The following is a 20767-nucleotide window of genomic DNA, read 5'->3' as shown; positions in this document are numbered from 1 at the left end:
TATTATGAAAGACAGTAGAATAATATTGAGTGTCGTTTTAATTGTCGGAATATTGGTGGTTATAAATTTTATTTCTGACCAGCTTTATTACCGTTTGGACCTTACCGAAGATAAAAGATATACCCTTAGTGAAGCCACTAAAGATATTTTAAAGGATATTGAAGAACCTGTAACAGTTAAAGCTTTCTTTTCAGAAAATCTTCCACCCGATATTGCCAAAACAAGACGCGATTTACAGGAAATGCTGGTAGAGTATTCCAGTCTTTCAGATGGAATGCTGGTTTTTGAATTTATAAATCCGTCGGAAAATGAAGAGCTGGAAAATCAGGCGATCAAGGCCGGTATTCAACCGGTTATGATTAATGTAAGGGAAAAAGACCAGGTTAAACAGCAAAAAGCCTATTTAGGAGTTCTTATTGAAATGGGAGAAGAAAAAGAAATAATACCATTTATGCAGCCCGGATTGGCAATGGAGTATTCTCTTTCAACGAGTATTAAAAAGTTGTCGGTAATTGATAAACCGGTGATTGGCCTGGTCAGTGGTCATGGCGAAGCGAGCATCGCTGAACTTCAGCAATTGAATGCTCAATTGTCGATTCTGTATCAATTAAAAGAAGTCGACATCAGCACAGATTCCGATTTGAGTACTTATAAAACATTGACGCTAATCAGACCTAAAGACACCATTCCGGCAGGGGAATTGGCAATTTTAGACGCTTTTTTAGCACAAGGTGGAAATCTGGTGATTGCATTAAACAGGGTAGAGGCTGATATGCAACAATCATTTGGAAAAATAATGAGCACGGGATTGGAAAGCTGGCTTTCTCAAAAAGGACTTAACATTCCTTCCAGTTTTTTAGTAGATCCCAATTCCGGAGCTGTTTCCGTACAGCAACAACAGGGAATATTTGTCTATAATACTCAGATACAATTTCCCTATTTGCCAATTGCTCAAAATTTTAGAGATCATCCTGTTACAAAAGGTCTGGAGCAGGTGATATTTCCATTTGCAAGTCCTTTGAATTATGAAGGAGACAGCTCAATTAAATGGACTCCTTTGGTGTATTCTTCAGATAAATCCGGTACTCAAACCGCGCCAACTTATTTTAACATTCAAAAACAATGGACTGAGGCAGATTATCCATTGGGTAAACAAGTGATCGGAGCATTGTTAGAGGGAAAAATATCAGGTACTGCGAATTCAAGATTGATTGTTTTCGGTGATGGAGATTTTGCAGTAACAGGCGAGGGTCAAGGGGCTCAGAGAATGCAGGCTGATAATATTTCTCTTATGGCAAATAGCATTGACTTCCTTTCCGATGACACGGGATTGATTGAATTAAGAACAAAGGGAGTTACATCAAGGCCCTTAGTCGATCTTGAAGATGGGACAAAAACCACATTGAAATTTTTAAATTTTCTATTGCCAATTATTCTTGTGGTTATATATGGCATTGCAAGAATGCAGGTAAAAAGAAATGTGAGAATAAAAAGAATGGAGGAAAATTATGGCAACTAAATGGAATAATAGTAAGCTGCTTATTGTTTTTGTCGTTCTTACTGCTGTTTTTTTATTGGTGAGGTACTTTAATGTCACCAGGACCAAGGGTAATTTTAATCCAAATGTTATTAGTCTTGATACTGCAGAAATTACCGAGATTCTTATTTACCCTCAAATCAATAATCAGCAAGAAATTCGACTAATTCGGGAGAATAATATTTGGAAAGCACAAAAAGGAGAGCTTAGTGTAAATGCAATGAAATCGACCGTAATGGCTTTGATCAATGCCATTCAAAACATAAAACCAACGCGTTTGGCAGCAAGATCCAAAGAGAAATGGGAGAAATTTCAGGTCAACGATTCTCTGGCAACGAAAGTTAAAGTGGTATACGAGGATGGGACCGAAATGGGTATTATGATCGGAAAATTTAGTTATAAGCAGGCACCGCAAGCAAATCCCTATCAACGGCAGCAGATGAAAACGCTTACATATTTCAGACTTATTGATCAGGAAGAAGTGTATGCAACCGATGGATTTTTAACGATGACGTTTAATAGAGATATCAATGCTTTTCGTGATCAGACCTTTATAAAGACGAAAAAAGAGGATATTAGAAAACTCCATTATAATTTACCCGGAGAAGAATCTTATATCCTTCAGAGAGTGGATTCAGCCTGGATGATCGCAGGTGAACAAGCAGATGATAATAAAGTAGATCAGGTACTATCAAAACTGGTCATAAATAATCAAAGTCAATTTGCTGATGACTTTGAAGCCAAGGGCAGTCCCGATTATTCATTGAAAATTGAAGGAGATAACATGTCGACATTGATAATCAAAGTAAAGGAAGGGGATAGTATTAATGTTTTCATGAATTCAAGTCTTAATTCAGAGGTTTGGTTTAAGGTAAACAGGGAGGATTTATTTAATGATATTTTTCTCAGCAAGGAAGAGTTTTTCAACCTGTAAATAAATCCCTGAGTCTTTCGGGATGTTTTGTTGATTAAAGCAGCTTATTTATATTAGCTTAAATTAACATGAAATAATGAGAAAATTAACTTACCTAAGCTTTGGAATAGTTTTTATACTATTTATATCCTGTGGAGATGATGACAATAATAAAGGAGGCACAGTAGCACCACAAGGTGATCCTGTAACTAGTTTTAATTCAAACCTTCAGCTACCGGCAGGCTCTTATACAGTGGACCCCGACACTATGGAAATAGATGAAACAATTGATATTGAAGGCCCTGCACCGGGATCTGCTGCAATGCCAATTTATCCAAATCAACAAATGGAGGGTAAAATTACGTTTAGTGCTCCTTCAGGCAATGTAGTGGGTGCCGGAATGAGGTTTGGTACTTCGGGTCCTGTCAATGTCGTTCCGGTCAATGTTCCATCGGGATCTACATCAGGAACATTAAACGTCCCATTTCAGGTAACTGATGCTACTTGTGCCAATCTATCGCAGGTCTGCCATGACATCAAATGTTATGAATTTGCAGTTACTTCCGATGGTAAAATTTCTAAAGCAAATATCCGAGACGTGGCTCTTATGTGCGGTAATTGTGATGAACCAAGTTGTAAAGATTTGATTGATCCTCCCTGTCCAGCTGCACCGGGAGAAGGTAACTTTTCCATTGATGGAATTACTTATGTTGCAGATTTAGTTCTTTGTGGATTAGATCCTCAAGGAAGTGGAAAGGAAATAATCATTTTTCAAAAAACGCTGTCAAATTCAGAAATAGCTTATGCTTATCTCTATAATATTCAAGATGGAACGCAATCACTTTCAAAATATGCGGACACGGATTTTGATGTTCTTAATGATCCTTATATTCTTAGCGCAAACACTTCAGGAACATTTACAAGGGCTACTGTAAGCGGATCTGTTACAAGAAGTGGTAATTCCGTAACTTTTAATTGCACGACATTTGATATATTGGATGAAAATTATAGTGGAACTGTAGCCGGAAACGGTACCTGTACTCAATAATAATTGGCCCTCATTCCATGAGGGCTTTTAAACCTTTCATTTAATAAAGTTGTTTTGTTTTTCATGAGCAAAGCAAACCGGATAATATTCGTGTTAGGTCTTTTTTTAATTGCATTAGTAGTAAGCAATCCTTCCGAAAGAGCATATTTGAATAAAATTGGTGAAGAATATGGTTCGATTCATCATGGTACCCAATTCACACCGGGTTATTTGTTGGCGATTGGCAAGGGCGATCGAATGAATTTAATCTTCTTGAGCAATTACAAATATGAATTCGGGAATATTTCTGTCGAGTATTTTGGAGTTTGTGGAATGATATTCAAAACGGGTTCAAGCAATGATTCCCTAAAAATTGAGGAAAGTCAGCCTCAAAAAGTGATCGTCTGATCAAAAACCTAAAATTTCTTTGAGTAAATGATAGCCGGAAGAACTCACCGGAATCTTATCTCCATTTTTAAGAATGGCTAAATGGCTCTCTTTACCCATAGCCTCTAATTTTTGTAAATGGTTACTGTTCAATATATGAGACCTGTGTATTCTTATAAATTGATCATTAGGTAATTTATTTTCCAAAAATTTCATTGTCATTTTTTTGAGATAATATTTATCCATTGAATGGATTTTCACATAATCATCATAGGCTTCAATTCGTTCAATGTCATCGATAGGCAAAATATGAATTTGATTGCCTGTTTTTACTACTATTTTTTCGAGTTTTTCCTTCTCTGATAATCGGTTCTCACTCAGTTTTTGAATATCAGGTCGACCGGTTCTTGAATTTAAAACTTTATTTATGGCCATTTCAAGTCTGCTTTCTTCTATTGGTTTTAGCAAATAGTCTATTGCATTCATTTCAAAAGCTTTTATAGCGTATTCCGAGTAAGCGGTAGTAAAAATTACCAAAGGTGGTTGATCAAGTATTTCCAGTAATTCAAAGCCATTTATTTTCGGCATTTGAATATCTAAAAAAATCAATTCGGGATTAAGTGAGTTAATTTGTTTTAAAGCCTCAAATCCGTTGGATGCTTCTCCGATAATTTCAAGGTCATTCTTATTTTTAAGCAATTCAACCAATAGCTGGCGAGCTGGTTTTTCATCATCAATAATCAATACTTTCAAAATTATTTCTTATTTGAGACAAGGATTAATTTTAATAATTAAATATAAGAATGTATAAGCGGTGCGTTACAATTAATGAAAATACTTAAAAAAAGAATTATTGAATTTAAATTTGAATTTCCTCAGATTCACGAATATGTTGGATATAAAAAATATTATTATGAATAGTTTTAAATACCCGGGTGTATTGAGTTTATTGTTATGCCTTGCATTTATTTCAATTTCTTGTAAAAAAGACAAGGAACCTGAACCCGTTCAAAAAACAGTTGAAGATAATGGTTTGACCAAAGATATTAACGATTTGGTTCCTGCAGACGTTTTAGCCGAAATGGAGAATCTCGGGATGATCATAAACAGAGGTGGAACACCGCCACCCTTAAATGGAATTTTTCTCGGTTCAAAGTTTATCTTAAAAAATTCCAATATCCCTGAAGATTTTATTGGTTATAGATATCCTGATTTCAAAGTTCAGTTCACGTCATTCAATCAATACAACTTATCTGTACAGCTGGATTATGTGAATAAATTCGAATCCGGTTCCGGATTGGGCGCATTTATAGTTGGTAAAGGAGATGCCTTTTCTGTTTTTGCCGAAGTTGAATCTGAAAAAGAATTTGAGAATGCAACTTTTGCTTATGTGATATCAGGTTCTATTGTTAACGATACTATTAGGGATATGCATGTTGCCAATTTTATGTTGGATAATAATGACAACCCAAATTTAATCTGGATTGAAAATGGTGAAGGAAGAATTCTCTATGATAAAGATGGAGATTCAGAGCGTATCCAGTCTTTGTGATAATGGATTGGCAGATTTATTTCAGCAAGATATAAATTGTTTTCAATGCGAAAACTGCAATTGGCTTTTCCGTTATAAATCAGGGAAAGCCTTTCTTTTATATTCTTCTGTCCAAAGGATGTCCCCGCTTTACTTGAGACCGGTTTTTCTTCAAGCGTATTTTTGACAAGTATTTGAACAGCATTATTAATTTTTTTTATCTCACAAATCAAGTCTGTATTACCTGTGTTTTCCTGCACACCATGTTTTATCGCATTTTCAAAAATTGGTTGTAACAGCATATTTGGAATTAAAACTGAGTGCAAATCGGGTGGCAGATTAAATTTGAAAACAAATTTTTCCGAAAATCGCACTCTCTCAATTTCCAAATATTCGGAACAGTTTTGAAGTTCTTCCTCCAGACTAATCATAGAATTTGGCTCATGAGACAAAGAGTTTCGCAAAAAATTAGAAAGTCTTCCAATCATGGATCTCGCTTTTGCAGCATCTGATAAAGTCAAAGATGAAATGGAATTGAGGCTATTAAATAGAAAATGTGGGTTTACCTGATTTCTGATAAGATTCAATCTGGCTTCGGTTATATTTCGCTTAAGCTCAATTTCTGCAGATTTTTTCTCCTGCAATCTGACATAATAAATGATAACATAATAAATTAGAATGATAAGGATATAATAAAAAACGGCCAGCGAGATTCGCCAAAACCGAAATGATTTGAGGAAACTATGATAATCATTTGACTGGCTGAATATCAATCGGAGAATTAATTCATTGAATCCAATCCAAAGTGAAATTATTACCAGTGCTCCGAGAAACAAATTGACAATAACCTGTATGTTATCTCTTTCATCCCAAACTGAATATTTAATTAAATACCAAAGTCCAAGGCCAAATAACGCAAAACTGAAATTAAAAAATAGCCCATCAGAAATGGAAATAGACAAGCCGAAATCATAATTTCGAAGAATATATAAAATATGGACTGTCGCTATAACAGCCCATAAAAGGATATAATAAAATAAGTTCTTATTATTTGATATAAATGGATTTTGCACCCTTTCTTTAGGTAGATTTTATATCGCCACCTCCGAATATCACCAAACCTTTAACTATCAAGACTTTGCTTGGATCCGGGTGAATGTTTGACAAATCCCGGTCATCACCAAATCCACCCAAAAGTGGGGTTACTTCGGAGTGCACTGTCCAGTCATTTGGTACTTTTAAGGAGACGCCTCCAAAAACACAGAGCAAATCAATTACTGCAGGTTGATTATTTATCAATTTTGCATTTTTAAAATTGATATCTGAACCACCAAATATACAGGTTGCTTTTCCCCCTTTAAAAGACATTGAACTCACGCTGCGGTCACCACCTCCAAAGATGGCAATTTCGTCAAAAGTATCAGAACCTCCCGGTGTTATTTCTGGTCCTTCGGTCCGGTCATTTTTTTTTTCTGCACCTTCCTGAAAATTTTGGTGCCAATTGTTTTTTCTTCCATGCTTTACCAGGATGTATATACCAATAGTTATGATAACAACTGGCCAGAATGCCTGCGTCCACCTTAAATCCAGATTTAAATAACGGTCTATCCAGAAGTACGCACCAATAAAGAATATAATAAGACCAGGTGTTTTATTTGTGCGATTTATCAATGCAATTGCACCTATAACCATTATCAGCATGGGCCAGTTAAAGATGGCATCTGAAAAGTAGTAGGGCAACATGCCAAAATTTTTAAACAATAAAAGGACTCCGGCTATAACTAGTATTATACCGAGTGCAATTCTTCGAGTTGGTAATTGATCCATATTTTTAATTTTAGAATGAGTTTAATTTGACCTCCAATCAGAAGCTAATTTATTTTCTTCGATGAAAATAAAAAATAGAATTTCGGCCAATGGCCGATTATTATCGGTCAATGTGGAAATTCTTAAGGTTCAATTGCATTGAATAAAATCTCAACCGGGTGAAAGGCTTTTCGCTTAGTCCCATCTATTATTTGATGCCTACAACTTGTCCCTGGTGCTGCAATTAAGGTGTTTTCAGATGATTTTTGAATTGCAGGGTATAATACAAGTTCAGCAATCTTTTGGGATAAATGATAATGCTCTTTTTCATAACCAAAAGATCCGGCCATTCCACAACAACCCGAGGGTATAATTTCTACCATATAATTATCGGGTATTTCAAGTATGGTTTTACTCGGAATTGTAGAAGATATGGCCTTTTGATGGCAATGGCCATGTAATAGTATCTTTTTCTTTTCCTTTGTAAACAGCGTCAAATCCAAATTTCCCAATTCCATTTCCTTTGCAAGAAATTCTTCAATCATAAAACAGTTCTCAGCCAATTTTTTGGCTTTTTCCTGAATGCTTTCATCAACCAAGTCGGGATATTCGTCTTTGAAAGTGAAAATAGCAGAAGGTTCTATACCCAAAAGCGGATTTTCTTCGCTAACGATATCAGCAAGGGCATTCACATTGTATTCAGCAATTGATTTAGCATTTTTTAAAAAACCTTTTGAAATGGAACTTCTGCCACTTTCATTATGATCGGGTATGATGACTTCATATCCAAGCTTTGTTAAGAGTAATATCGATTTTATTCCAATACCAACATCGTTGTAATTGCTAAACTCATCTGCAAAAAGCCAAACTCTCTTTCTGGGTTTTAATGGATTAATACTTGTTTTATTTTTCTCAAACCAGGATTTCAATTTAATAGTATGCAGTTTTGGAATGCTCCTTTGAGGGGCAATACCTGCGATTGATTTGAAGATACTGCTAAAAGGTTTTGTTTGAGTTATGAAATTATAGAGGCCCGGAAAAACAGAAGCCAGTTCATTGCTTTTATCGTATGAAGCGAAAAGTTTGGCTCTAAATCCTGCTCCATTACTGTCATAATAATTTTGAAGGAATTCTGCCTTCATTTTAGCCATATCGACATTGCTTGGACATTCAGATTTACATCCTTTGCAGGATAAACAAAGATCAAGTACATCCCTAATTTCATTGTGATCAAAACGATTATCTTTTTTCGAGTTGCTAAGATATTCTCTTAAGATATTCGCTCTCGCCCTGGTTGTATCTTTTTCATTCTTAGTCGCCATGTAACTCGGGCACATGGTTCCGCCGCTCAAATGTGTTTTCCTGCAATCTCCCGATCCATTGCACATCTCTGCTGCCCTTAGAATTCCTTGATTCTTTGAGAAATCAAAATATGTTAGGATGTCAGGTGTTTCCTGATCTGTCTGATATCTCAATGAACTGTTCATGGATGGGGTATCGACAATTTTACCGGGATTAAAAATATTCTGGGGATCCCAGGTATTTTTAACTATTCTCAATAATTGATAATTCTCTTTACCAATCATTTTCTGGATGAATTCTCCTCTCAATCGGCCATCACCGTGTTCACCACTTAAAGAACCTTTGTATTTCTTGACCAAAGTGGAAATTTCATCGAGAATAGTTTTGAATAATTCCTGCCCACTTTTCGTCTTAAGATTTATGATTGGACGCAAATGCAATTCTCCGGAACCAGCATGGGCGTAATGCACACAATAAAGGTCATATTTTTTGAGGATTTCATTAAAATCTTCAATATAATCCGGAAGGTCATTAACATCGACAGCCGTATCCTCTATAACCGGCACGGGTTTCGCATCGCCGGGTAAATTTGAAAGTAAGCCTAAACCGGCTTTTCTGAGATTCCATACTTTGGTGGTATCTACTCCGGTTACCAAAGGAAAATGATAACCCAATTCTGCTTTTCTAAGATCTTCGATAAGTTGATTGGCTTTATCTTGTGCTTTTTCAATGTCAGACTCCGTGAATTCAATCACCAGAATAGCCCGCGGATCGCCTAAAACAAAAAACCTGTTTTTTTTGTGTTCAATATTCTCCTTTGTACAATCTAAAACATAGTGGTCCATTAATTCGGAAGCACTTGGTTTATATTTTAAGGCATATAAATTCGCTTTTAATGAATCTTTGATAGAATTAAAATGTGCACAAAGCAAAACTTTATTGCTAGAAGGTTTATCAACCAGTTGAAGACAAATTTCAGTTATAAAGAAAAGCGTTCCTTCTGAACCAGCCAGAAGCTTACAGAAATTGAATTGATTTGTTCCATTTTGAAAAACTTCTGAGTCCATTAATAAATCCAAAGCATAGCCCGTGTTTCTCCTTGGAATGCTTGGTTTCGGGTAGGCATCGCTTATGGATTTCCTGTTTTGTCCATTGCCAAGTAAGTCTTTAATATTTCTGTATATATTTCCCTCCAAATTATCCGATGGCAGCTTACATTTTTCTTCAAAGGCTTCTTTATCTAGTGCCTTAAATTCAACTTCCTGGCCGTTGCTTAAAAATCCCTTGAGCGAAATGAGGTGTTCTCTTGTACTGCCATAAACTACAGAATTAGAACCGCATGAATTATTACCAACCATTCCACCGATCATGGCTCGATTGGCAGTAGAAGTTTCAGGACCAAAATATAGATTATGTGGGGCCAAATATTGATTTAATTCATCTCTAATTACTCCGGGCTCAAGATGAACGCGCTTTCCGGACTTATCAAGCTGTATAATTTTAGTAAAATACTTTGATACATCGACGATAATTCCCGATCCCACTACCTGGCCCGCTAAGGAGGTTCCGGCGGTTCGTGGAATCAAGGATGTTTTGTTTTTAGCTGCGTATAGAATTAATTTTTTTAAGTCATTTTTATTTTTTGGAAATGCAACGGCATGTGGAATTTCCCTGTATGCTGAAGCATCCGTAGCATATATTTTTCTACTGACTTCATCAGTTACTATCTCCCCTTCAAAATCGGCAATCAGCTTTGTCTTAAACATTCAATTCTTGCTATGAAAATTAAAACTAACTAATATTCATTTCTTAATAAAAATTTCTCAAGGCTATCCGGAATTTTTAATCCATTCGAATTGGAATCGCTAATTACCTTTCCAAAGTCAGAATTAATAGTTAATAATCCCGACCAAATGCCTGAATTTAAATCTTCCTTTTCATCAATCGGCTCTCCTTCGCGAATTTTTGCAGAGGCGGACTCAATTTGAATTTTTAATACTGCTGTAGCTTTTAATTCCTTTTTATTAGGCAATCTTGCCTCTTTCCATCGTCCTTTTAAAATGTTTTCAGTAATAATTTTCAATACATCAATTTTCTCATTTTCTGACTCTACAAGAGATGCTTTCCCAAATATTACGGCCGATCGATAATTCATGCTGTGATGAAATACGGATTTGGCAAGGACAAGGGCTTTTATTTCCGTAACGGTCATGCTTACTTTTTCACATTCCTGAATAGAATTGATCATTCGGTTTTTGCTAGAGCCATGAATGTAAATTTCATTCCCGTTTCTTCCATAGGCCATTGGTATAGTGATGGAGTAACCCTTGTATACATATCCCATATACCCGATGAAATTGCTATCCAGAATATCAAAAATTTCATCTTTATTATAATTACCTCTTTTGGGAATTCTTTTTACGGTATTTAAAGGTTTCTTTGAATATTCCATGACACGATTGTATTATTCTATTTATAAGTTCAAAACAATTACAATTTTGAACTTTTTTTTACCACTTGAATAAAAATCTATTTAATTTAAAATATTATACTTTTTGTGAGCATCACTATTACGTATAATTGACCACTAAATCGTTAAACATGGTAGAGGAAATTAAGATCCCTAAAAAAAGAGGAAGAAAACCACAAAATGCTGAAGCGCCAAAATTTGTTCATGTCCTACATCAACCACAGGAAAATTGGAGAATTAAGAATGCCAAATTAGTTACAATTCTGGATGTTGATTCGATTCAAAAAATCGTGATGAATGATTAATTAAATTTATTGGCAACCCTTTTATTTTGTTCTTGTCTTTATAAAAAAAAAGACCATGTTGAACAAAATTCTATTGGCAATTTCTTTGCTGGCCCCATTTTTTTCCTTTTCACAAGTAATAAATGAATACAGTGAAGATACTTTATTGCATCGAATCGAGCGAAGGGTTTATCGTTCCGATCAAAAGGAGATGAAGACAATCTTCAATGGTGATTATCATTCGGGAGCTTATTTAGCAATAAATTTTAAAGGGCATAATTACTTTGGAGAAGACGTCTTGTTTCTCGGAGCAAAAATGGCAGGCGTTATTAATCGTACCCTGGCCATTGGTCTGGAATTTAATTCCATGCTCCCTTCAGTAGAAGTCGATGATATTGAATTGAAATATTTACCGGAAGGAGGAAGCATGCGGCCGATTATTGGTTATGGTGGATTGATAATCGAGCCAATAATTATGTCTAATCAACCTGTGCATATCACATTCCCAATTTTACTTGGAGCCGGGTGGGTAGGGTACCTCAGGGATTGGAACGAAGAATTGCAGGAAGGAGAGAAGGATTTATTGGATGACGCCGTATTTTTTGTTGTAGAACCCGGTGTAAATGTTGAATTCAACCTAACCCGCCATACCAGATTGGGATTGGGAATATCTTATAGATCCGCAGATAATTTTGAACTTGAGAATACTAGTAAGAAGGCTTTCAATGGCATTAATTACAATATGATGCTAAAATTCGGAAGATTTTAGTCGAGTCTTTGATAAGCCATCGAGATGTGATCTATAATATCACCTGCAATCATACTTTCTTCATGAATTTTTAAAAGGGCCAGATCACCTGAAAGGCCATGAAGATAAACTGCTGATTTAGTTGCATTCAAAGCGTCCATGCCTTTCGATAATTGTGCTGCAATCATGCCTGTTAATACGTCTCCGGAACCTGCTGTTGCCATTCCGGGATTGCCGGTACTGTTTATATAAATATTCCCATTGGCATCAGAAATTGTTGTATAAGCTCCTTTTAAAACAATTATGCACTTATAGGTTTTTGAAAACACTTTCTGCAATGTTAATTTTTCTATTTCGTCTTCCCAGGCTCCCGCTAATCGACGAAATTCTCCGGGATGTGGCGTTAGAATTGAATTCTCCGGAATCGCCTTAAGGAGATGTTCATTTTTAGCGAGCAGATTGAGTGCATCCGCATCCAGCACCAAGGGCTTTGAATATCTTTCAAACAATGTTTCCAGACAGGTCAATGTTTCTTCATTTCGACCTATTCCAGGTCCGATTGCAATCGAATTAAAGGGCTGTAAATCTGGAATATCGATCAAAAAACTTTCTCCGATGTCTGTTATACACATTGCCTCAGGTAAAGCACTTTGAAAAATATTATAACCGACTTCAGGAATATATGCGGTGAGCAAACCACAACCCGTTCGCAATGCGGACTTTGAGGCTAAAACTGCAGCACCCATTTTTCCTTTTGACCCGGCGATTATCAGAGTATGGCCAAAATTACCTTTATGATCAAATTTCTTCCTCCTCTTATTTACAATTGCTTTTATATCGGAATGAGTGGAATAATAAATGTCTGTTTTTAATTTGTCAAGGCCTTCTTTGGACAAGCCTATATCCAGGATAGTCCATTCACCGATGCAATCTTCGTTTTCTTTTAGAAAAAAAGACAGTTTTGGCAATTGAAAACTTAGGGTGTATTTGGCCTTAATTTTATTTTCATCGCTATTTATTTTATCACAATAAAGACCAGAAGGAATATCTATACTAATAATATCAGCATCCCATTTATTTACCACCCTAACAATATCAGCATAAATTCCTTGCAGGGGTCTATCCAAACCCGATCCAAAAAGTGCGTCAATTATTATTTCCGAAGAATAATTCAATGGAATGTCCTTTACTTCCCGGATATGTCTAACAGGAATTTTATCAGGCAATCTTTTGAGATTTACTTCCGCGTCTTGAGAGAATTTGTTCTTAGGATTAACAAGGTCAACTTCAATTTTATATCCTTTTTGAGATAATAATCTTGCAATAGCAAGTCCATCTCCACCGTTATTTCCGGGGCCACATAGTATCCTTACAATTTGCTCCTGGTCAAAATTTTGTTTGTACCAATCGGCAAATGTTGAGGAGGCCCTTTCCATTAAATCAATAGATGCTATTGGTTCATTTTCAATAGTAAATTGATCTAGTTTTTGAATTTGAAGGGCTGAAAGTATCTTCATAATCTTAAACACTAATTTAATTCAATAGACTGTCAAATACAGAAAAAACATTCATAGTTTAAGGAATTATTATTTAATAAATGATCTTGGAAACAGGTAATAAATGAAATGGAAATAACTAATTATCGATTTGAATATTTAAATGCCTGTTTGTCGATTTTTGATAGCAATAAACCCGTTTATTTTCATGAAGACGAAAGACCTGTTTTTATCAATTACCTTAATAACAGTCCTGATGAATTATATTATGTTCTAAAAAATGAAAATAGGATAGTAGCCTGTGGTGGTATTTTTGAAGATGATATTGATATAGCCGGATTGGCATGGGGGATGGTTCACCGAGATTTTCACAACAAAGGAATTGGGTCATTTTTCACAAGGTTCAGGATAGAAAAACTTAAAGAAATATTTCCCGAACATCGTTATAAGATTGAAACCTCACAACACACGTTTGAATTTTATGTAAAATTGGGATTTGAAATTTCGCATAGAGTAAAAGACGGTTTTGGTCTAGGCCTGGACAAAATTGTTATGTGGTTGAAATAATTGTTTAATTAATTTTCCATTTCATCTAAAATGAGCTTATGATAGTTTATGACTCAAATAAAAATTGGTTTAAGGATATTTCTAATTTGGCCAGGAGCTGGACCATGGTAAAAATCGTCCGCTCAGTAATTGCGTTGGGATTATATACCCTAATTATATGCGTTCTTCATGTTGAGTTATTTCCTGAATCTTACAAAACATATGTCGGCAGTGTTTTCTCATTGCTGGGAATTGTGTTAAGTATTTTGCTTGTATTTAGGACAAATACGGCTTATGACAAATGGTGGGAGGGTAGAAAACAGTGGGGTGCTCTTGTCAATAATACCAGAAACCTGGCTGTATACGCACATTCCCAATTGCCTGATTCTGACAAACCCATCCGCAGATACCTCGCAATCCACATTAGCAATTTTTGTCTTTCATTGGTCGATCATCTTAGAAATGGGGTTGATCTGAAAAATTTAATAATGCTCGGCGAAGGAGAAAAAAAGATTTATAAGTCAAAAAATCACATACCAAATTTTGTTTCAATGCAAATCCAGAAATGTTTGCACGATGCTTATAAAAGGGGGGAAATGACAGAGGCGGATATGATTAATATTAGGCCTATGCATCAATCCCTCTTGGATATTTTGGGAGCCTGTGAGCGAATCAAAAAAACACCCATTCCATTTTCATACAGTGTTTATATTAAAATTTTTATTCTGGCATATGGGTTAATGTTGCCTTTTGCTCTTGTTTCTGAAATGCAATATTGGGCCATTCCTGCCGTAATGTTTGTATTCTTTGCTTTTATCGGGGTGGAAATGATGGGTGGTGAAATTGAGGAACCTTTCGGCTTGGACTGCAACGATCTGCCAACCGGTACAATTGCCAATACAATCAAGGAAAATGTATTTGAAATTCTGGAAGTAGACATGCTGGAAGAATGCAAGGCAAGTCCTGAGATTTATCAGAAGATTTTTTAAATAGAATCCTGTGCCATTTTAAAATCGATGGGGATTTCCAAATAGTCTACATTTTTCTCTTTTCCCGCTAATCGTTCAATTCTCTTGTCAAGTGCGGGATGAGTACTTAACCATTCGGGGATAAAATGGTCTTTTTTTGATTGAAGTGAAATAAAAAAAGCAGTCAGATGCTGAGGGTTAATATTGGCATTCTGGAGCAAATCAAATGCAAAATCATCCGCTTCATATTCCATTTTTCGTGAAAATGAACTGCTAATAACCGCTTTAGCCACCTGCTCAACTATTACAGGGTCACCACCTGAAATAATTACTGTTATTGTTGTAATTCCGAGTTCCTTAATGAGATTCTTTACCACATGTCTTTTTTGGCCATGGCCGATTTCATGTGCAAGAACCGCTGCCAGTTCTTCCGGTTTTTCACATTCCTCAATCAGGCCTTTAAACACATATATTTCTCCGGAAAAGGCACAAAAAGCATTGATTTCTTCACCTTCAAGAAGGGTAAAGGAATAATCGTATTTCGGTGTATCAAGACCTTTTAATAATCTTCTTCGAACGGTATCGAGAAGTGTATTAAAACTCGAATCGCTGCTAAATTCAAACTCACTAAGTATAAAACTCTGTATGGTTTCAGCGATTTCCTCTTCCTGTTCTACTGTAATGAAATCGTCCTGTACAACAGGTTCAGACCAAAGGCTAAAAGCAAACCAGACAAGTCCAAAAAGCGCAAGTAAAATCAGAAGATCTCTAAAAATTCTCATTTTATAATCTCGGGGCCCTGTTTTCGAAATCTTTGACCTGTTCTACCTTATTTGCAAATGCCACTTTATAAGAAAGCGGTCCGAAAAATATAAAATAGTACATCCTTCCTTTTCTGGCCCATATGGCGGCAACAATGCTCATGATTAAATAGAACACATTGGCGATAATAACAGCGGCCAGATAGCCAAAATACAATCGGGTAAATTCCAAATCGTAAATGAAATTTCTCACTGTCCAGAATACCAAAACGATATTCATAAGACTGGTGGGAAGCTGGCTGATCAAAGACTGGAGCGCATGAAAATGGACAAATGCGCTTTTCTTTTTATTGAGATAATAATAAATAACAGCGGCAATGAGATTTATAATAGGCAAGGGCAAGCCTGCCGCTAATGCGGCAAACATCATAAAATAAGAGCCCATTGCATCCTCACGCTCCCGCGTTGGGATTTCATTCGGTTGTGGTATTTCCTTGTATTTGTTCTGTTCCTGCATCTGGTTTTCCTGTATCTGGTTTTCCTGAAAATGGTGGATAGTCATCCGTTAACAAACTCATATAATTATTTACCCTGAAAGACCAGCGTGAAGTACCAACGTTAAACTCATGCCAGGATTTAGGGTATTTGCCGGTAAACAATACTGCCCACCAGGCAAGAAATATTAAAACCAAAGTAGCTAAAGTTCTAAAAAGTAAAATAAATCCATGTGGAAGTAAAACATAAAAACCTCCAAATAGTACTTTTAGTATGAGAATTCCTCGATCAAGTTTTTCTGGATAGGGAATTTCAACGGTTACATGTTCATCCTCTGCATTGAGCCCAAATCTTGGATAATCATCGGCAAGGTTGTTTAATCGCGCATTAACTCTTGTATTCCATCGAATTAGTTTTACTTGAAATTCAAACATACTTTCCGGATACCTTCCGGTAAACAATATTGACCAGAAAGCAATGAAAGTAAGTATTGCACTCCAGATGCTCAGAAAAGCAAGTAAGAACAAATGTGGAAGTGCGATATAGATAAAGCCAAATAAGGTTCTAAGGAGCAATTCACTTCTGGAATAGCGCTCCTGATAAGCGATTTCAAATGTTGCCATGATTATTTTATTAGAGTTTTTATTCGAGAGTAGAAATTTTGAATCCTAATGTAAAACTTATTTGATATATAATAAAATAAATATATATGATTCATTGAGATTCAGCGAAGTTTTTAAAGTCCACCATGAATTTATAACTCGTTTTTTTAAAGGATGAGCCAAATAAAAAAGCGATAATTTTCATTAATCCTTTAAATCTGAATTCACTTATGGTCTTCCATTTGGTTGTTTTATCATCAATAACGTAGAAATAATTTTCCTGGATATTAAATACCCCTTTTGCCTCATAGGTCCCGCTAAATTCTTCAGGCAAATTGCGTTTGGTAATAGTTTCGATCATTTCAGTTTTACGGCCATTCATGTCGTATAACAATCGTGACTTTGCACCTTTTTGCCCAACTTCACCACTAATATGCTCAAAACTTATTAAACCTTTTTGCCATTTCGACATATTATCGGGATTATCAAATAATCGTATTACTTCCTCTCTTGGCTTATTTATATTAATTTCCAGCTCGTATTTCATAAAATAATTGTCAAAATTTAATATTCCCTTTACTTTGAATGCTAGTCATAATAGTAAATTTAATATTTCCATTGAAAAGATAGCTATGCGAATTCTATTGATATTTCTGATGTTGAGTTTAGTTGTTGATTCCAAATCACAAAATGCCGGCATAACAATTCTACCTATGCAATCGACTGATGTACACCCATTTACAAGTACAAAAGTTAATAGAAGTGAAAATAATTTTCAATTCGCAATCGTAACGGATCGAACGGGCGATAAGAGACCAGGTGTTTTTATGGATGCCATAAATAAATTGAATTTGCTTCAACCCGAATTTGTAATGTCAGTTGGGGATTTGATCGATGGCTATACCGAAAATATTCCGGTGCTGGAACGTCAATGGGAAGAGTTTGATGGTTTTATCGAGAAACTGGATATGCCCTTTTTCTACGTTCCGGGAAATCACGACATCACCAATCAGGTCATGGAAAATCTTTGGAAAGAAAGATTAGGAGATACTTATTATGCTTTTACATACAAGGGTGTTCTATTTCTTTGTCTTAATTCCGAAGATCAAAAACGCGGGGCGGGGAGAGGAACCATTTCGGATAAGCAATTTGATTGGATCAGTAAAACACTAAAAGAAAATGAGAATGTAAAACACACCCTGGTATTCATGCATCAACCGCTTTGGACCCAGGAGGATACAAAAAGGTGGAAGGATGTAGAAAATTTGCTTAAAAACAGATCACATCACGTGTTTACCGGTCATTACCATCGATACACTAAATACGAAAGAAATCAAGGCAAATATTTTGTCTTGGCAACGACCGGTGGGCGAAGCAATCTAAGGGGACCCGGATTTGGTGAATTTGATCATGTAGTTTGGGTGACCATGAAAAATGGTGAGGCAATTGTTGCCAATCTTTTACTTGAGGGTATTTGGGATGAAAACGTGGTCACTGAAGATGTCAGAAACGAAATCAATTATTTGCAGGATAAATCACCGATTGAATTTCAACTGATCTATACCAATGATATAATTGAAAATGAGGCGAAAATTGTAGCCAGTATTACCAATGATGAAAACGTACCATTAAAAATTCGATTCAATCCCGGATTTAGTTTTGACCTGATAATTTATGGGGATAAGGAAGAAATAATCGTTCCGCCAAACTCCGTTGGGATGTACGAAATGACAATGCTAGTAAAGAATAAACAAGAGATTGGTAATATACGCCCCGTAACATTAAAGGCAACGCTAACTTATACGGGTAGAAGTGAAACAGAGATAAAACTGCCTTTTGAATACCGATTAAAACCAATTAGGAAAAATTTTATTGAAAAGGCCAAAAAGAAAATTTCTGTTGATGCCGATTTAAAAGACTGGGAAGATCTTAACTACAAAATTTTACCGGAAAGCAATGCTAGTGTTCAGGCAAATTTTGACTTAAAATACGATAAGGATATGCTTTATCTGGCGGCTAAAATTAAAGATAATAATGTGATTAGCTATGGCAGTGGCAGGCCATGGACTCAGGATTATATTGGCATTTGTCTCAATGCTGAAATAGCAGAAAAAAGCGCATTGAGTGTGGGAGAAGGCTGGTATAAAAATGAAATGTATTTTCTAATGACTCCGGAGAAAGGCAAAAATGAATCGCAAACATGGAAGAGCGAAAAACTGCCTGAAGGAAGTCAATACGCTTGCAAAGCAAATGAAGAAGGCTATACTTTTGAATGGGCCATTCCACTTTCATACATTGAGCAATTGCAAGGTAAAGACTGGAAAAATTTCAGGTTCAACCTAATTGTTGGAGATAAAGATTTTGATGAAGAAGATCCGAAGATGTATTACTGGCAGCCAAACTGGAGAGGGGATGAGAATTTTCTGGGGTCGGGGATGTTCTTTAGAAATTAAGAATTACGAATTTCGGATTACGAATGTGTAATATAATGTGATATGGAATTGTCCCGGCGCAGATTTGAGACTAAAACCGAAAATTGATGCGGGGTCGGGTTGAAAGAAGTTACTGGAGTCAAAAGAGATTATTGTGAAATGCACTGGAATGACGAAAACATTGAAGGGGATCCCGTGTCCCCCGCCATGCCGCGGGGCGTGGGAATAATCAACTCAAACTTTTCAATTGCTTCTCCTAAACCTTAATCATGCTTATTATATTTTTTCGATTTCATGTTATTCAGTATCTACCCATTAAATGTATTTAGATATTTATTTTATGAATTTTATGATAAAAGTTTGATGTTATATTTTTTTTTTTTGATTAGAGCTGCAACAACAAAGTAAGAACGCATGAAGAGATTTTATATAACTCTAATATCATTACTATTTATTTTCTCAAATGTATTAAGTCAAAGTCACTTGGAATGGCAATTGAACGGAACTGATGTGACCACAACAATCCAATCTGATAATGCTGCGCCAGGGGGTACACCTAATTCAAACCTTCCGGCAATAAATATTAATTGGAATTATGCAGACACTGAGATTTCAACTACTCACTATAGAAATTTTCAGATTAAAAATGAAGGGTTTACCGGGGGATTAAAATTTAAATACAGCGGAAATAATTCTACCTACACCAATATCATAGGTTTAGGACCATTGAATTTAGATGTTTATGGAGGTTTTGTAACTCATAACCAATCGACTTTCAAGGATAATGCAACTTTTGAGGATGATATATTAATGTTAAATAGCAAGATTTCTATTGGAGAAACTTATGCTGATATCAATATTGGTTCTCATAAATTTCAGGTAAAAGGAAGTTCCAATTTAATTGGAGATTTAAATGTTCAACAAAATTTTTCCGTTTCAAACCTTTCTACATTCAATGGAATTTCAAGGCATGAAAATAACGTAGAAATCCGTGAAAGTAATTATCTTGAATTTGGCTATGGTGTTGAGAAAGAAGTGAACGCTGGAAAAATTGGTTATCAAATCTGGACTCCAAATCTCGATATCGTGGGCGCGGGTGAAGAAGTTGGAGAGCGACAAATTAGGTTATGGGATAAAGTTACTATTGGTAATCGTAACAATGGACCCCATTCTGACGCTGAACTTCATGTAAACGGTAAAATAGCGGCAAGACGCGTTATAGTCACAGCACATAACTGGTCAGACTATGTTTTTGAAGATGGATATGAGCTGAGAAATATTCAAGAACTAGACGATTATATTAAAGAAAATGGGCATTTACCTAATATCCCAAGTACAAAAGAGGTGATGGAATCTGGGGTAGATGTTGCGGATATGAACCGCCTATTGCTTGAAAAAATAGAGGAACTCACTCTTTATGTGATAGATCTGCAAGGGCAAATAGAAGACTTAGGCAAATAAT

Annotated in this window: 21 protein-coding genes; 11 read left to right on the top strand and 10 right to left on the bottom strand. The window is 35.8% G+C overall.

Going from position 1 to position 20767, the window contains the following annotated elements:
- The first annotated feature begins 4 nt into the window (after positions 1–4).
- The 4 genes from HZR84_03515 to HZR84_03500 all read left to right on the top strand — a co-directional run bounded on the left by HZR84_03515 (position 5) and on the right by HZR84_03500 (position 3885).
- Complete coding sequence (locus tag HZR84_03515; protein QNL21045.1) at positions 5–1519, top strand: Gldg family protein; 1515 nt, start codon at positions 5–7, stop codon at positions 1517–1519.
- The gene (locus HZR84_03510; protein ID QNL21044.1) at positions 1509–2471 is read left to right on the top strand and encodes a DUF4340 domain-containing protein; all 963 of its coding nucleotides are present in this window, start codon (positions 1509–1511) and stop codon (positions 2469–2471) included. The genes HZR84_03515 and HZR84_03510 overlap by 11 nt, the downstream gene beginning before the upstream one ends.
- Positions 2472–2547: 76 nt before the next feature.
- Positions 2548–3498 (top strand): hypothetical protein, encoded by a 951-nt coding sequence (locus HZR84_03505; protein QNL21043.1) that lies wholly within the window; start codon positions 2548–2550, stop codon positions 3496–3498.
- Between the two features lie 63 nt (positions 3499–3561).
- Positions 3562–3885, top strand: a complete 324-nt coding sequence (locus HZR84_03500; GenBank protein QNL21042.1) for a hypothetical protein — start codon at positions 3562–3564, stop codon at positions 3883–3885.
- On the opposite strand, the gene HZR84_03495 is transcribed toward HZR84_03500, so the two are convergent.
- Positions 3886–4620, bottom strand: a complete 735-nt coding sequence (locus tag HZR84_03495; GenBank protein QNL23176.1) for a LytTR family transcriptional regulator DNA-binding domain-containing protein — start codon at positions 4618–4620, stop codon at positions 3886–3888.
- 157 nt (positions 4621–4777) lie between these two features.
- Between HZR84_03495 and HZR84_03490 the strand changes: the two genes are divergently transcribed.
- On the top strand, positions 4778–5416 hold the full coding sequence (locus tag HZR84_03490) for a hypothetical protein (GenBank protein ID QNL21041.1): 639 nt from the start codon (positions 4778–4780) through the stop codon (positions 5414–5416).
- Here HZR84_03490 and HZR84_03485 read toward each other — a convergent pair.
- From HZR84_03485 to HZR84_03470, 4 genes are all read right to left on the bottom strand, one after another.
- The gene (locus tag HZR84_03485) at positions 5374–6357 is read right to left on the bottom strand and encodes a histidine kinase (GenBank protein QNL21040.1); all 984 of its coding nucleotides are present in this window, start codon (positions 6355–6357) and stop codon (positions 5374–5376) included. The genes HZR84_03490 and HZR84_03485 overlap by 43 nt on opposite strands.
- Before the next feature lie 118 nt (positions 6358–6475).
- Entirely contained in the window at positions 6476–7222 is a 747-nt protein-coding gene (locus tag HZR84_03480) for a hypothetical protein (protein QNL21039.1), read from the bottom strand.
- Between the two features lie 122 nt (positions 7223–7344).
- Positions 7345–10269: an FAD-binding protein gene (locus HZR84_03475; protein ID QNL21038.1), complete on the bottom strand. Its 2925-nt coding sequence runs from the start codon at positions 10267–10269 to the stop codon at positions 7345–7347.
- Between the two features lie 29 nt (positions 10270–10298).
- A complete protein-coding gene (locus HZR84_03470; protein ID QNL21037.1) occupies positions 10299–10955 on the bottom strand; it encodes a pyridoxamine 5'-phosphate oxidase family protein in 657 nt (218 codons plus the stop codon).
- 149 nt (positions 10956–11104) lie between these two features.
- Between HZR84_03470 and HZR84_03465 the strand changes: the two genes are divergently transcribed.
- Together HZR84_03465 and HZR84_03460 are read left to right on the top strand one after the other, a co-directional pair.
- Positions 11105–11278, top strand: a complete 174-nt coding sequence (locus HZR84_03465) for a hypothetical protein (GenBank protein QNL21036.1) — start codon at positions 11105–11107, stop codon at positions 11276–11278.
- Between the two features lie 55 nt (positions 11279–11333).
- A complete protein-coding gene (locus HZR84_03460; GenBank protein ID QNL21035.1) occupies positions 11334–12026 on the top strand; it encodes a hypothetical protein in 693 nt (230 codons plus the stop codon).
- Here the strand turns inward: HZR84_03460 and HZR84_03455 are convergent.
- Positions 12023–13522: an NAD(P)H-hydrate dehydratase gene (locus HZR84_03455; protein QNL21034.1), complete on the bottom strand. Its 1500-nt coding sequence runs from the start codon at positions 13520–13522 to the stop codon at positions 12023–12025. The two genes, HZR84_03460 and HZR84_03455, sit on opposite strands and share 4 nt — an antisense overlap.
- 108 nt (positions 13523–13630) lie before the next feature.
- Between HZR84_03455 and HZR84_03450 the strand changes: the two genes are divergently transcribed.
- Positions 13631–14068, top strand: coding sequence for a GNAT family N-acetyltransferase (locus HZR84_03450; GenBank protein QNL21033.1), 438 nt, complete (start codon positions 13631–13633; stop codon positions 14066–14068).
- Positions 14069–14106: 38 nt separating this feature from the next.
- On the top strand, positions 14107–15036 hold the full coding sequence (locus HZR84_03445) for a bestrophin (GenBank protein ID QNL21032.1): 930 nt from the start codon (positions 14107–14109) through the stop codon (positions 15034–15036).
- Here HZR84_03445 and HZR84_03440 read toward each other — a convergent pair.
- From HZR84_03440 to HZR84_03425, 4 genes are all read right to left on the bottom strand, one after another.
- Positions 15033–15797 carry a M48 family metallopeptidase gene (locus tag HZR84_03440; GenBank protein ID QNL21031.1) on the bottom strand — a complete coding sequence of 255 codons (765 nt, stop codon included), beginning with the start codon at positions 15795–15797 and terminating at the stop codon, positions 15033–15035. The two genes, HZR84_03445 and HZR84_03440, sit on opposite strands and share 4 nt — an antisense overlap.
- 1 nt (position 15798) lies before the next feature.
- On the bottom strand, positions 15799–16293 hold the full coding sequence (locus HZR84_03435) for a DUF4870 domain-containing protein (protein QNL21030.1): 495 nt from the start codon (positions 16291–16293) through the stop codon (positions 15799–15801).
- Positions 16250–16894, bottom strand: a complete 645-nt coding sequence (locus HZR84_03430) for a DUF4389 domain-containing protein (GenBank protein ID QNL21029.1) — start codon at positions 16892–16894, stop codon at positions 16250–16252. Before HZR84_03430 ends, HZR84_03435 begins: the two co-directional genes overlap by 44 nt.
- 91 nt (positions 16895–16985) lie before the next feature.
- Entirely contained in the window at positions 16986–17420 is a 435-nt protein-coding gene (locus tag HZR84_03425) for an SRPBCC family protein (protein ID QNL21028.1), read from the bottom strand.
- An 85-nt stretch (positions 17421–17505) separates the two neighbouring features.
- Here HZR84_03425 and HZR84_03420 point away from each other — a divergent pair, with 85 nt between their 5' ends.
- Positions 17506–19326 (top strand): metallophosphoesterase, encoded by a 1821-nt coding sequence (locus HZR84_03420; protein QNL21027.1) that lies wholly within the window; start codon positions 17506–17508, stop codon positions 19324–19326.
- 393 nt (positions 19327–19719) lie between these two features.
- Positions 19720–20766, top strand: a complete 1047-nt coding sequence (locus HZR84_03415) for a hypothetical protein (protein QNL21026.1) — start codon at positions 19720–19722, stop codon at positions 20764–20766.
- The last annotated feature ends 1 nt before the right edge of the window (position 20767 follow it).

This window comes from Hyphobacterium sp. CCMP332, assembly GCA_014323545.1.
Classification (GTDB): Bacteria; Bacteroidota; Bacteroidia; order Cytophagales; family CCMP332; genus CCMP332.
This window is presented reverse-complemented; position numbering and strand designations above follow the sequence as displayed.